Below are 13,436 nucleotides of genomic sequence, written 5' to 3'. Positions count from 1 at the left end.
TTTCTGCTCTTTTAAAGCGTTGTTTACATAACAATTTATTTTAATAATACATTTAAATTATGAAAACGATTTTAGTTCCTGTTGGCTCATCCAAAAACGCACAATCGCATTTGCAATATGCGGTTGACTTTGCAAAGGCATTTGGTGCAAAATTATATGTTATTCAAATATATAATGTTTACACCAAAGCAGGAACCATGATTAAGGTCGATCATATTCTTGAGCGCGAATCTATGGCATTCCTCGAGTCGCATGTGGCTTCTATAGATACTAAAGGCGTTGAGGTGATTACCAAAACCTTTAAAGGGAAACTCGTCGATACCATAGAAAAGGTATGTGAAGCCCTCAATGTTGATTTAATTATTTTAGAACCGCGTACGAACTCCATTAAGGATGAGGTGTATTTGGGTAAGACTTCGGGTAAGATTGTAAAGCGTACGCAAATTCCTGCCTTGATTGTACCCGAAGCTTATGTCTATAAGCCTATTGTTAAAATGCTTTTGGCAGTGAAATCGACCATCATAAGAAAAGAAGGCGTATTGAAGCCATTACAAAGCATCAAAGATCAATTTAAGGCGGTCCTCAACATTTTGTTGGTCAAAACCTCTTATCATAACTCGGGCGATTTTGAGTTAAACGACGAACTTAAAGAAATGATCACCAATACGACGATGGCCGAAAGCCCAACGACTTTTCAGGCGGTTTTGGAGCACTATAAGAATCACAGTCCGGATTTATTATGTGTGGTAAGACGTCATCGCGGATTTTTCTCTAAGTTATGGGAAGATGATATTATTTTAAAGAAGGACTTCCATAGCTCCAATATCCCAGTTTTAGTACTGAGTGGACTTAAATAATCCCTACTTTTTTGAAATCGTTGACATGGCGTAACATTGCAACTGTTTTTTTGTCAAATAGATTGTGAAAGGGTATTTTATAGTAGCAGTCATTTTTACTTATGGAGGCATTATTTGTTGGTTACACCATTACAAATTCATGACCTCAAATTTTTATTTGGAAAAGATTAAATCTAAGCCTTATGTTTATGAGTTATTGTTTTATCTCGTAGCTTTTATTGTTTTTGTGGTTTCACTTTTATGCATTAGTGTGCTTCTTGTGAAGTTATTGTATTAAGTTTAGTATTTATCGGAATAAAGTTTATTTTTGCAAGCACATATTTTTTTGGGGCATTAGCTCAGCTGGCTAGAGCGCTACGCTGGCAGCGTAGAGGTCATCGGTTCGACTCCGATATGCTCCACATCAAGCAGAACACCTGAACTTTTGTTCAGGTGTTTTCATTTAGAGAAAGGCGAAATTTTTCGAAGTTTTTCTAAATGAAAACACCAGCATCATATATGATGCGAGGTGTTCTATTTGCAGAAGTTAAGTTTTTTCGGATCAACGCAGTTACTCCGATATGCTCCACATCAAGCAGAACACCTGAACTTTTGTTCAGGTGTTTTTATTTTTGGGGTAGCGCAATTTTCTAAGATTAATACACAAGGGTTTTAGGCTGCAAGAGTTCTATAAATTCACGCTCTACCCCTTTACAAAGATCCACGCTATTATGTGTGCAATTTTCGATGCGCACGGGATCGAAACGCTCTACTTTGATATTATTTGGTGCTAATTCTTTATCTAAAATAACAGTCAGCATATCTAATGCGGATTTCGCTGTGGCATAGGCGATCATTTTATAATCCTTATAGCAGAAGTCATCAGCTTTCATTTTGTTAATATCACCCAACCCACTGGTGATATTAATAATACGGGGATTATCACTTTTATTGAGTAAGCTCACTAAGTGTTTAATGGTATTCATCACCGAAAACAAATTCTCATTGTAAAGTGCTTTCACCTCGTTAATATCCAGTTCGGTTATTTTTTGGCCAAAACCGTTGGCGACTTCGGCGTTGTTAATTAAAATATCGAGCTTTCCGTATGCCGTTTTTAAATAGGAATAAAGCTGAACGACACCAGCGGTTTGTGTTAAATCAATATCTAACACTTCAATGCCATCTAAGTTGAGTTTTGTTAATTCATTATAGGCACTTCCTTTTGCTGCGATAACCACACTGTAATGCTCAGCGCTTAAGATTTCTGCGAATTTGCGCGACAATCCGTTACCCGTTTCGGTAATAAGTGCGATTTTATCCGTTTTCATATCACATCACTTTTAAAGTTCAATACAAAGTTCGGGTGACTTTGGTTAAAAAAATAACCAGTTTTTAACGGAAAATGGCAAAAAACTAAGCTATAAAGCTTGGCGGAATTTATTGGGTGTGGTCCCACTATATTTTTTAAAGAAACGCGTGAAGTGTGTAGGTTCTTGAAAGTTGAGCTGATAGGCTATTTCAGCAATATCTAATGATGTAAAGGACAACATGGTTTTACTCTCTAAAAACACTCGCTGTTGAATAACATCCTTGGCTGTTTTCCCTGTGACCTCCTTGATCACCGTTGTGAGATAGTTGGGTGTGACATTCAATTGTGAAGCATAGTCACTTACATTTTTAGAGTCGATGTATAATTTATCCACCAGTTGCTGAAATTGTTGGGACAAAGCTTGCTTACGCGACAAATGACTCTCTTTGGTCTTAAATCGTTCATAAACCGATTTGCAGTTGTACAATAATGACACCAACATACCCTCTAACATTTTTTCTTGATAAGGATGGGGGTTTTGAAACACGGAAAGCATACGTGTCATATCCGTTTCCAAGGATTTTTGCTCCTCAGGGGTCATTAAAAACACACAATTCTCCGTAATCTTTAAAAAGGGAAATGTTTCGGTTAATTTGGGTATGGACTGAGAAATAAACTCTTTTCGGAATTGGATATGAATGCCTTTGGTCTCTGGATCGCGAACCCAAGAAAATACCTGACCGGGCACTACAAACCACAAGGGAAACTGCTCTAAATCTACCTCGTTCGTATTTAAATTAATTCTTGCACCAGCAGACTCGCTTAAAATTCCTATTTGATAATACCCTTGTCGGTATGGGGGCATGCATCGCCGTGCTGATGGCTCAAGGGATTCCATCGTAAAAATGTCGAATCCTGGAATATGGCTACGATGATCAAAACCAGTGGCTTCGTGGATATCGTTACTTGTTTCAAATACAGGGATTTCTTTTTTGGCCATGGCTTAAAGTTAAACAAAATATTTAGAGACTGACCAAAACCCAATAGGTCTTATTGCACATATTATGCGTCAAAAAATCATTACCAGTTTATATGCTACTAGTAATATTAATGTAGAAACAGTCATTAGGCCGCTAAGCATTATGGATGCTTCAACCCATTGGTTTTTCAATAGATTTTTATAGCCTGTTCTAGTTTTGTTGTAAACGAGCTTTAACTGATTTGCCAAGGAGTCTATTATTCTTTTGGTCTCATGTAAAAAGACCAGTTCTGATACTATGATATACAGAAGTGAATGGTTTTCGAATGGGTTATATTCATTTTTCATGAGTTCTATAGTTTTAAATTCACTGTAAAATTACTTTGAGAAATCACCTTGTGGTTAACCAGAATCACATCAGAAATGACCAAAATTTAAACTTGTGGTTTTGGTATGTATTTGAATCCTTATATAGTTCTTATTAAAAGACTTCACATGATGAAGCGTCAAATCAATTTTGGAAAGTTATTTTTTTAATACCGCAAAATTCTTTGTGTATAGGCTTACTTTTAAGCCAAGCTGTTCGATATTTTGTTTAATTTATGTTAAAAATTATTGAACAAAGAAATTTTTTAATGTACATTTGTAAAAAATGACTAAGGGTCATTATAGAGCATAACCATTGAAACATACAAAATCTATATTAAGGAAAGAACAAATTATTAACGCTGCGGATATTGTTTTGCAGAATGTTGGTGTCAATGATTTTACTATCGATAAGGTTGTGGATTACCTAAGTATTGCTAAAGGAACCGTTTACAAATATTTTCAGAGCAAAGACGATGTTCTAGCCGAAGTTGCCACTAAAGCACTTCATCAGTTGCTTAATTATTTTAAGATGAGTGAGCGTAATAGCCCTAAGGGTCCTCAACAAACCAAGGCCATAATAATGTCGAGTTATCATTACAGCATTGATTATGCGCGATACTTCGAATTGATAGTATACCTAGAGCGTCCAGAGTTTAAGACAAATTCAGAGTCACATAAAAAGGCTAGTAAAGGTGTTTCAGAATTTTTCGTTGAACATATTGAGCGGCAGAAAGCTGAAGGTTTTTTCAAAAGAGATTTGAACGCTTTACTGATGAATTACATATGTTGGGGAACATGTATGGGAATGATGCAGTTCTTGGAGTCTAAAAGGGCATTCCTATCACATGAACACAACCTATCAATAGAGGAGTTAATGCATTCTTATGTTGACGTTTTTGTGGACGGAATGACTATATAAATTTTTTTAATAAAAAGTGACTAATAGTCATTATTTAAAAAGTTAATTATGAATAGAAAGATATACATTTTCACTTTTTTAGAAAATCTTACTAAAAACAACTCAAAGGAATGGATGGATGCCAACAAGTCATCTTACAACAAAGCCAAGAGCTATTGGCTGGAAGAAGTGGCTTTAATGTTAGAGCGGTTATCTCAGCACGATAAGCATTTTGAGCAATTCGAACCCAAAAACGTCATCATGCGCATCAATAATAATCGTATGTTCCATCCGGATTTACCTATTTACAAAGACCACTTTGCGTTTTCGCCTATGACTAAAAATGATGGCTATGCAAGGCTATTCTTTTCATTTAGTCCTTTTGAATCGTTTATTGGTGGTGGCTTATGGCGTCCTCAAAAAGAGATATTAGATGAGGTTAGAGCTACTATACACTATGAGGGATCTTTATTATACAATGCAGTTAATTCTAAAGAATTTATAAGCTTTTTTGGTGGACTTGCTGAAGATGATCAAAAATTAAAGAACGTACCACGGGGCTATGATAAAGCGCATAAGTACGCAGAGCTACTAAAATATAAAAACATCACTGCTAGCATTATACCCAATAAGGAAGCGCTTATAAAGCATAACTTGGCAGATGTAGTTGAAGACGTATACCTAAAGCTTCAACCGATGAATGCCTTCTTTCATAAAGCACTATTTGAATAACAAATGAAAGCCCTACGTAACCATATTATTCTATCCATCATAGCAATTATTGCTACCAACATATATTATGTGATGTGGTTACTTATTGACGCCTCAGTAATTAAGCGCCAAATCATTGAAGAGCTTAGTTTTTATGAGTTTGTGGCAATCACAAATGGGGCGCTCATGATCATATGCATTCTTAGCATAACCTATAGGCAACTTGGTGATCGTTTACTAAAATGGGGTTATTCTAATATGTTGAGGTTTATCACAGTAACTTCAGTATCGTTATTATTCTTTATTGGCAGTAATATTGTATTATTCAGTGTTCATTTCAAATTGAAAAATGTAGACGACGTCTATGCATCGACAGTGGCGAGCATTGACAATTCCTTTTTTGTCCCACTGGTATTCTTTTTTGGGTTGACTAGCATTCTTATGTTTTTTATTTCAAATCTAGAGCGTCGTTCAGGGAATGTATTTCGATTAATATCACAGTCCATGGGTAGTTCTTTAAAACCGAAGCTTGTTGAACGGGGTTTTATGTTTATTGACTTGAATGGCGCTACTCGTCTAGCGGAAGATTTGGGTGAACGAAAGTATGCCAATTTGTTACGTGATTGCTTTCGTATGCTGAACGAGTTAGTTGAGCTATCATCCTTTGAAATATACCAATATGTAGGTGACGAAGTGGTCATTATCTGGGAGCCAGATTATAAAAATGCAGATTTAAAGGCATTACAACTCTTTACGGACTATAAAGCTTATTTAATTGAAAATAATAGCACTTTCTACGATACCTATAATGTTCAGCCAACATTTAAATGTGCCATCCATTATGGGGAAGTGGTCAAGAGCGAAATAGGAAAAGAAGTTAAGCACTTGGTGTATCACGGTGACGTTTTAAATACGGCCTCCAGATTACTTTCCCAATGCCATTTCTATAATACGGACTGTATCATAAGCACATCCGCGGTTAAAAATGAGAAAACAATAAAAGAGCACTTCACTTTAGAACTTTTAACTATGAATAGACTCAAAGGCAAGGAATATCCAGTAAGTGCATATACGATAAAACTGGCAGAGGAAACAGAGCATCATAGCTCAAGCGCCGTAACCTTTTTTTTTAAACCAAAAGTGACTGTTAGTCATTATTAATAAAAACCAAAAAAATGAAACAAGAAAACAAAACATCAAAAATTAACAGGTTCAATATACGTTATGCCAATTGGGTCGTTAAGCGAAAATGGCTAGTATTAGTCTTATCCATAGTTACAATGGTTCTATGTGGTTATGGTTTTAGTACATTGGGTTTTAATGCAGATTCTAAGGTGTTTTTCAGTAAAGAGAACCCACAGCTTCAGGCTTTTGAGGCATTAGAAAATGTTTACTCCAAGGATGACAACATTCTTATTGCCATAGAAGCCAAGGATGGTAATATTTTTACGAAAGAAAATCTTACGGCTCTAAAGACTTTAGTAGATAGTGCCTGGCAAACACCCTATTCTTTTCGTGTAGACGCTATCACCAATTATCAATATACGAGAGCTGATGGTGACGACTTATATGTTTCTGATTTAGTGGGTGATATTAATGATCTAAGTCCGGCCAATATAGCAAACATTAAGAAAGTTGCGCTCGCAGAACCTTTGCTTTACAATAGGCTAATCAACGAAAAAGCTAACATTACTGGCATCAATATTTCCACAAAACTGCCATCAGATCCTGCAGCACTTAGCGAAGCCGTTACTTACATTAGAGGTGTAGTGAATGATTGGTCCAAGGTGCATCCCAATTTGCAGACCTATATGTCTGGTAATATGATGTTGAGTAATGCCTTTAGCGAGTCGGCGCAGAGCGATGGTCAAACTTTAATACCGCTTGTATTCCTTATTTTCTTAATTATGATGTACGTGACTACACGTTCTGTCTCGGGCACCATAAGCGCGATATTGGTCGTGTTTTTCTCTATTTCCTGTGCATTGGGCATGGCTGGTATTTTAGGTATAGATTTGACCTCAGTTTCAGCAAACACACCTATTGTAATTAGTACACTTGCTATTGCCGATTGTATCCATATTCTCATTACGGTTATTCAGCAAATGCGCAAAGGCCAAACTAAAAAAGAAGCTATTGTAGAGAGTCTTCGCCTCAATACAGTTCCAGTTTTTATCACAAGTGTCACTACCATTATTGGATTTTTGTCGTTAAATACAGGAGATGTTCCACCATTTGCAGACTTTGGAAATATCTCGGCCATGGGTATGTTCTTTGCGCTGGTTTTTGCCCTGACTATGCTACCTGCACTACTTGCTATTTTCCCTATGAAAGTCAAGGCAGTTTCAGAAACCGATTTGAAAACGTCTAGTTTCTACACAAAATTTGGCGATTTTGTTGTAGCACAACGTAAACCGATACTCATTGGTTCTATAATTCTTATAGCAGTCGGTTCTGTTTTCATGATGAAAAACGAACTCAACGATGAGTATTTAGAATATTTTGATGAATCCATTTCCTTTAGAACAGATTCAGAATTCATAAACAATAACCTTACGGGAATTTATTCATTAGAGTTTTCCATTGGCGCTGGTGAGGCCGAAAAAATCAATGACCCGGTTTATCTTCAGAAATTAGAGGATTTTGCTGCTTTTGCAAAAGCACAACCAGAAGTCATACATGTAAGTTCGTTTTCTGAAGTATCCAAGAAAATCAATAAAGCAATGCACGGTGATGATGCCTCCTTCTATGGCATCCCGAAGTCACAACAAGAAGCTGCGCAATATCTTTTGTTGTACGAATTATCACTGCCCTACGGGTTGGACTTAAACAATCAAGTGAATGTCGATAAATCAGAAACGCGATTCACACTTACTTTAAAAGATTTATCGAGTAGCGAGATGATTGGTTTTACCAAAAAAATGGAAAACTGGCTCAAGGACAACACGCCTGAATATATGCACGCTACAGGCACAAGTCAACCATTGATATTTGCCTATTTATCAGAACGTCAACTTAAGAGCCTGGTTTCCGGATCATTGATATCTGCACTGTTGATAACCCTAATACTCATATTGAGTTTCCGCAGCTTAAAATATGGTTTGGTAAGTATGATACCAAATATGGCACCAGCCATTATCGGCTTTGGTATCTGGTACTTCTATCTGGGTTATGTCAATTTGGGCATGACGGCTGTATTTGGTATGACCCTAGGGATCATTGTCGACGATACCGTACATTTTATTTCCAAATACTTAAGGGCAAAGCGCGAAATGGGTCTTGACACTAGAGGGGCCATAGAATATAGTTTCTCTACCGTAGGTAAAGCCATTGTATCCACCACATTAATTCTATGTGTCGGATTCGTAGTGCTTGCTCAATCTTCATTTTTATTGAATGCGGCATTAGCATCTATTACCACTATCGTAATTCTGGCAGCACTGTTGGTTGTTTTGGTAACCCTACCAGCGGTCTTGCTTCTGAAAAGGAAGAAGAATGTAACATATAATATTTTAACAAGTAAAACAGCATGATTATGAAAACAATTTTTTTAACAATCGCATTTGTATTTGCGATACACCCAACATCAAACATTGATAACAAAGGACGTGCGCTTGCACAACAAAGTAAAGACAATGACAAAGGCTATGAAAGCGAAGAAGTTGAACTAGAAATGATTTTAACCAACAAACAAGGTCAAGTGAGTAAGCGCTACATGAAAAGCCAAATACTCGAAGTTGCAACTGATGGCGATAAATCCATGATTGAATTCAATAGCCCAAAAGATGTAAGGGGAACCAAGACTTTGACATTTACACATCGCAAGGGCGATGATGACCAATGGTTATTTTTACCTTCAATTAACCGTGTTAAGCGCATTTCATCTTCCAATAAGTCAGGGCCTTTTGTAGGAAGTGAGTTTTCCTTTGAAGATTTAACGTCTTTTGAAGTCGAAAAATACACTCATAAGTTTGTTGAAGAAACCACGCTTGATGGGAACAAGATAGCCGTAGTAGAACAAGTACCACTATATTCGGGAAGTGGTTATTCTAAACGACTGGTGTACATGAATATCGATAAAGATCATCGTTTTGAGAAAATCGAATATTTTGACCGTAAAGGCGCTAGGCTTAAGACGCTTGTGTATAAGAATCAAAAACAATACTTGGGAAAGCATTGGAGGCCAGATGAGTTGGAAATGACCAACCACCAAAACGGCAAGAAGACCAGTTTAAGGTTTACGAACCACGAATTCAAGACAGGTCTCACCGATGATGATTTTAGTCAATCGAGTCTAAGAAACTAATTTTCAATTTCCAATGAAGCAAAAAACATCAGGGGTCATCCTTTTTTTAATATTTTTTTGTTCACAAAAGTGCTTGCTGGCCCAGGACGACAAAAAATGGGAGTCTGATTTTAGTACTGAGTTAGAATTAGAACAACGACTATTTTTTAATGAAGGATTATATGCAGGACAAGAGCAGTTGTTCACCTCTGGTGCTTTAATTCCTGAATTGTCAGTGGAGAGCACTAACGGAAAACATCAATTTGGAGCCAAGTTGTTCGGTCGTCTGGCACAGCACGATGACCAACGCTCACATGTGGATATCCGAGAGCTGTTTTACAGATATAAAGGTAAGGGTTGGAGTGTCCTTGTAGGATCAAATATTGTGTTTTGGGGCGTTACAGAATCTAACCACTTGGTAGATATTATCAATCAAACGGACCAAGTTGAGGGTGTAGACGGTGAAGATAAATTGGGACAACCCATGATACAATTGACAAAGAACTTCAATTTTGGGACTTTTGAATTGTACTATTTACCCTATGCGAGACGAAGGCAGTTTCCAGGCGCGGAAGGGCGATTTAGATTTCCTGATGTCTTAGAACGCGACGATATTCCTTTTGAAAACTATGCTGAAGAGTGGTCACCTTCCTTTGCGTTTCGATGGTCGCACTACTTAGGAAGTTTTGATGTTGGGGTCTCAAATTTTTATGGGATCGCAAGAGAACCTCAATTTTTAGGGTTCGATCCACAAACGGGTTTGCGATTAAGCTATCCGGTAATCAATCAAACAGGGCTCGATGTCCAATTTACTAAAGACGCTTGGCTTCTAAAATTGGAAAGTATTTACAGAACTTCCGATGATCTTGATTTTTTCGCTTTCACTGCGGGATTTGAATATACCTTTAGTGACATAAAATCCTCAGGGATAGACGTAGGTATCGTTTCAGAATACCTTTTTGATGAGCGAAAAGAATTGACCTTTTCAGGGTTCGATAACGATATTTTTGTAGGTACCCGCGTTGCCTTCAATGACGTTCAAAGCACAGAGTTTATCACTGGTGGCATCTTTGATGTTTCAAGAAGCACGTATTTGTATAGTTTTGAGGGCAGTCGAAGAATAGGCGAAAGTTGGAAAATTGCCATTGAAGCTAGGGTATTTGGTAATGTATCGGAAGAAGAGTTACTCTTTGCCTTTAGAGAAGATGATTTATTTCAGATAAAGATTTCAAAGTTTTTCTAGTAATTTGTCATATATGCAAAAAGCTATTCAGCACCTTAGAAAAGTAGATCCGCATCTCAATAAAATAACTTCTCGGATTTCTATACCGACCTTGCAATGGTCAGGTGATGTGTTTGAAGATTTGGTGAGCTGTATTCTAGATATGCAAATACGTTATCGCGGAAAAGCGATGAGATATAAACGACTAAAAGAATTAATAAATGGTGAAAGGATTACGCATTACAACCTCTTTTCTATTAGAGAAGAAGGCTTCAAGTTTATAAATATGTCTAGCCAAAAGTATAACGCCTTAATGAATTTGTGTTCCTATTGGGAAGCGCATAAATTAGAAAAAACAAGTTGGCAAGACTTAAGCGATACAGATGTGCGAGAACTTTTAATCAACATTAAAGGTATTGGCAACTGGACCATAGACATGATTTTGCTTTTCACATTACAAAGAGAAAACATCGTCCCTTTGGATGATTTTCATTTAAAAAAAGCAGTAAAAACTATTTACAATATACAAGACGATCAAAATTTAAAGGAAGAAATGCAATATCTTGCAGAAGATTGGGCGCCTTATGGGTCTGTTGCCGTTTTGTATTTGTTAGAGTTGACGAAGAATTAAAATAAAGTAGATGGCTTAACGATTCTACATTAAATAAATTCGGTACAAACACAAGTTGTTGTTAAAATGAAATAAACTTAAATGTCTATTGTCGAGTAAAATGAAGAAATCAGGTAATGCGGATTTGGCACTAATGGGTGGAACTATTCCCAGTTGGTTGTTTGCTCGGATGAAACAGCTTGCATTACCGATGGTAGAGGCCATTGTTCTTCAAAATGGTAAAGAAGACTTTTTAGCAAGACTATCCAATCCTTTTTGGTTTCAAAGCTTTGCTTCGGTTATAGGAATGGATTGGAATTCATCAGGAGCTACGACTGCCGTAATGAGCGCTTTAAAACAAACCATAAATCCAGTTAGTAAAGAGCTTGGTCTCTATGTATGTGGCGGTAAAGGAAAAGAATCGCTCAAAACACCGCAAGAGTTAGTAGAAGTAGGTAATAAAACAGGTTTAAATGGCAATGACCTTTCAAGGGCCAGTAAATTATCTGCCAAAGTTGATAATACAGCTGTTCAAGATGGGTTCAACTTATATTTACACAGCTTTATCATAAGCGATGAAGGCCATTGGTCAGTCATCCAGCAAGGAATGCACACCAAAACCAAACGAGCGAGACGTTATCATTGGCATTCTGAAAATATACAATCATTCGTAGAAGAACCACATACAGCGATTTGCGGTTTAAATGAAGAAACAATCATCAATCTTGTAGATAAGAGGGCCAGACCTACTCAGCAAAGTATATTGGATATCGCGAAAGAGCAACCTGATAAAATACTAAAAGAACTACCGCACTTATTAGTGCCATCCTATTGTGATGTTAAAGCCAAAGACATCGACATAAAACGATTGGGAAGTATTTTGTGGTTAGCACAGGAAGCGCAAACCACAAAATTTGAAGATTTACTTTTATTAAAAGGACTAGGACCGCGAACCCTTCAGTCGCTTACATTAGTTAGTGAAGTTATTAATGGAACACCATCTCGTTTTAGAGACCCAGCGCGTTTTTCTTTTGCTCATGGTGCAAAAAATGCGAAACCATTTCCTATTCCTTTGGAGGTGTATGATGAAACCATAACAACTTTGAAATCTGCTGTTGAAATTGCCAAAATCAATCGTACTGATAAGTTAAGAGCGATCGAGAAATTATCAAAGCTAGCTCAACTGGCTGAGGCCAATTTTGAGCCTAGTCAAAATTTTGATGCTATTGTAAAAAAGGAAAACAAAGATTCCCATAAATATGGCGGCCGAAGTTTACATGGTTTTTCGAAGGCTATAAATAACCAGCTCAATTTGTTTGATAGTGGCGAATAAGATTTGCACGTGATCAATTCTTTAAGAATTGTATAGTATCATTAATTACGGATGGTGTTCTCAATATCCTAAAATGACCTGTTCCGTCTATTTGCATAAACATGGACGCAGACCAATTTTTATGAACATTGCGTGAGCGTTGTATCGGTATCACTTTATCATCTTTATCATGAATGATTAATGCTTGATTTACATGTATAGATTTTACGAAGTCACTAACATTTAGATTTAGAACGCTTAGACCGGTTTCATTTTCGAGTCGCTCTACAAGACGCTTTTTTATGTTGTCATTGATGCCTACCATATGGCAAACATCATCTATGCGTTCGATGAATTTATCGGGTGTTGTTAACAATACATATTTATCTATTGCAATTTCAGGGTTTTGATATAAGGCATAAGTTGTTGCTACACCTCCAAATGAATGACTTACCAAGTTCTTGACTTTATATTTTTTAATAAGTAAACCAACCAGCTCTGTAAATTCAAACAAACTGGTCTTTCCTTTACTACTGAATCCATGGGAAGGACCATCAAAAGCATAGACGGTATAATCGCGTTCTATTAATACCTTAATCAAGTCCGAAAAATTTCCTGCTTGGCCCTCCCAGCCATGAATGAGTAATATAGATTTAGCGCCACCTATCCAGATATAGAGTTGAATATCAAAGCCTTTGAATTTAAGGATTGATTGATCTGCCGTATTAAGCGTAGATAATTCATTCTCACGTAGTTTACGAACCTGGGGATTAGTTAATTGATAGTAGGCAAAAGACGTAACCCCATTAGGCCAAAGCATGGATGCAATTCTGACTAATGACTTTTTCATAGTTGTATCAATTAACCGAGATAGTTATTTATAGGATGCTTTTAACCATGTTTTT

General features: G+C 36.8%; 12 protein-coding genes and 1 tRNA gene. 10 read left to right on the top strand and 3 right to left on the bottom strand.

What is annotated here, in order from left to right:
- Positions 1–59 precede the first annotated feature (59 nt).
- Both ACO052_RS02930 and ACO052_RS02925 read left to right on the top strand, forming a co-directional pair.
- Entirely contained in the window at positions 60–857 is a 798-nt protein-coding gene (locus tag ACO052_RS02930; RefSeq protein ID WP_422106524.1) for a universal stress protein, read from the top strand.
- Between the two features lie 327 nt (positions 858–1,184).
- A tRNA-Ala gene (locus tag ACO052_RS02925) sits at positions 1,185–1,258 on the top strand.
- A 234-nt stretch (positions 1,259–1,492) separates the two neighbouring features.
- Here the strand turns inward: ACO052_RS02925 and ACO052_RS02920 are convergent.
- Positions 1,493–2,164: an SDR family oxidoreductase gene (locus ACO052_RS02920; RefSeq protein ID WP_422106523.1), complete on the bottom strand. Its 672-nt coding sequence runs from the start codon at positions 2,162–2,164 to the stop codon at positions 1,493–1,495.
- Positions 2,165–2,254: 90 nt separating this feature from the next.
- Positions 2,255–3,145, bottom strand: coding sequence for a helix-turn-helix domain-containing protein (locus ACO052_RS02915; RefSeq protein WP_422106522.1), 891 nt, complete (start codon positions 3,143–3,145; stop codon positions 2,255–2,257).
- Positions 3,146–3,806: 661 nt separating this feature from the next.
- Between ACO052_RS02915 and ACO052_RS02910 the strand changes: the two genes are divergently transcribed.
- The 8 genes from ACO052_RS02910 to ACO052_RS02875 all read left to right on the top strand — a co-directional run bounded on the left by ACO052_RS02910 (position 3,807) and on the right by ACO052_RS02875 (position 12,552).
- A complete protein-coding gene (locus ACO052_RS02910; protein ID WP_422106521.1) occupies positions 3,807–4,412 on the top strand; it encodes a TetR/AcrR family transcriptional regulator in 606 nt (201 codons plus the stop codon).
- Positions 4,413–4,460: 48 nt separating this feature from the next.
- Positions 4,461–5,123: a DUF2461 domain-containing protein gene (locus tag ACO052_RS02905; RefSeq protein WP_422106520.1), complete on the top strand. Its 663-nt coding sequence runs from the start codon at positions 4,461–4,463 to the stop codon at positions 5,121–5,123.
- A 3-nt stretch (positions 5,124–5,126) separates the two neighbouring features.
- Positions 5,127–6,263, top strand: coding sequence for an adenylate/guanylate cyclase domain-containing protein (locus ACO052_RS02900; RefSeq protein ID WP_422106519.1), 1,137 nt, complete (start codon positions 5,127–5,129; stop codon positions 6,261–6,263).
- Positions 6,264–6,277: 14 nt separating this feature from the next.
- Positions 6,278–8,635 carry an efflux RND transporter permease subunit gene (locus ACO052_RS02895; RefSeq protein WP_422106518.1) on the top strand — a complete coding sequence of 786 codons (2,358 nt, stop codon included), beginning with the start codon at positions 6,278–6,280 and terminating at the stop codon, positions 8,633–8,635.
- A 2-nt stretch (positions 8,636–8,637) separates the two neighbouring features.
- Positions 8,638–9,408, top strand: a complete 771-nt coding sequence (locus ACO052_RS02890; protein WP_422106517.1) for an outer membrane lipoprotein-sorting protein — start codon at positions 8,638–8,640, stop codon at positions 9,406–9,408.
- A 13-nt stretch (positions 9,409–9,421) separates the two neighbouring features.
- On the top strand, positions 9,422–10,630 hold the full coding sequence (locus tag ACO052_RS02885; RefSeq protein ID WP_422106516.1) for a hypothetical protein: 1,209 nt from the start codon (positions 9,422–9,424) through the stop codon (positions 10,628–10,630).
- Between the two features lie 13 nt (positions 10,631–10,643).
- A complete protein-coding gene (locus ACO052_RS02880) occupies positions 10,644–11,240 on the top strand; it encodes a DNA-3-methyladenine glycosylase family protein (protein ID WP_422106515.1) in 597 nt (198 codons plus the stop codon).
- A 100-nt stretch (positions 11,241–11,340) separates the two neighbouring features.
- Entirely contained in the window at positions 11,341–12,552 is a 1,212-nt protein-coding gene (locus ACO052_RS02875) for a DUF763 domain-containing protein (protein WP_422106514.1), read from the top strand.
- A gap of 13 nt (positions 12,553–12,565) precedes the next feature.
- On the opposite strand, the gene ACO052_RS02870 is transcribed toward ACO052_RS02875, so the two are convergent.
- A complete protein-coding gene (locus ACO052_RS02870; protein ID WP_422106513.1) occupies positions 12,566–13,381 on the bottom strand; it encodes an alpha/beta fold hydrolase in 816 nt (271 codons plus the stop codon).
- Positions 13,382–13,436 lie beyond the last annotated feature (55 nt).

The organism is Winogradskyella sp., assembly GCF_965228925.1.
Lineage (GTDB): Bacteria > Bacteroidota > Bacteroidia > Flavobacteriales > Flavobacteriaceae > Winogradskyella.
This window is presented reverse-complemented; position numbering and strand designations above follow the sequence as displayed.

What these genes read in the sequence shown, in the direction of transcription:
- ACO052_RS02930 (WP_422106524.1), top strand. Translation starts at nt 60, where the DNA reads ATGAAAACGATTTTAGTTCCTGTTGGCTCATCCAAAAACGCACAATCG.
- ACO052_RS02920 (WP_422106523.1), bottom strand. Translation starts at nt 2,164, where the DNA reads ATGAAAACGGATAAAATCGCACTTATTACCGAAACGGGTAACGGATTG.
- ACO052_RS02915 (WP_422106522.1), bottom strand. Translation starts at nt 3,145, where the DNA reads ATGGCCAAAAAAGAAATCCCTGTATTTGAAACAAGTAACGATATCCAC.
- ACO052_RS02905 (WP_422106520.1), top strand. Translation starts at nt 4,461, where the DNA reads ATGAATAGAAAGATATACATTTTCACTTTTTTAGAAAATCTTACTAAA.
- ACO052_RS02900 (WP_422106519.1), top strand. Translation starts at nt 5,127, where the DNA reads ATGAAAGCCCTACGTAACCATATTATTCTATCCATCATAGCAATTATT.
- ACO052_RS02895 (WP_422106518.1), top strand. Translation starts at nt 6,278, where the DNA reads ATGAAACAAGAAAACAAAACATCAAAAATTAACAGGTTCAATATACGT.
- ACO052_RS02890 (WP_422106517.1), top strand. Translation starts at nt 8,638, where the DNA reads ATGAAAACAATTTTTTTAACAATCGCATTTGTATTTGCGATACACCCA.
- ACO052_RS02885 (WP_422106516.1), top strand. Translation starts at nt 9,422, where the DNA reads ATGAAGCAAAAAACATCAGGGGTCATCCTTTTTTTAATATTTTTTTGT.
- ACO052_RS02880 (WP_422106515.1), top strand. Translation starts at nt 10,644, where the DNA reads ATGCAAAAAGCTATTCAGCACCTTAGAAAAGTAGATCCGCATCTCAAT.
- ACO052_RS02875 (WP_422106514.1), top strand. Translation starts at nt 11,341, where the DNA reads ATGAAGAAATCAGGTAATGCGGATTTGGCACTAATGGGTGGAACTATT.
- ACO052_RS02870 (WP_422106513.1), bottom strand. Translation starts at nt 13,381, where the DNA reads ATGAAAAAGTCATTAGTCAGAATTGCATCCATGCTTTGGCCTAATGGG.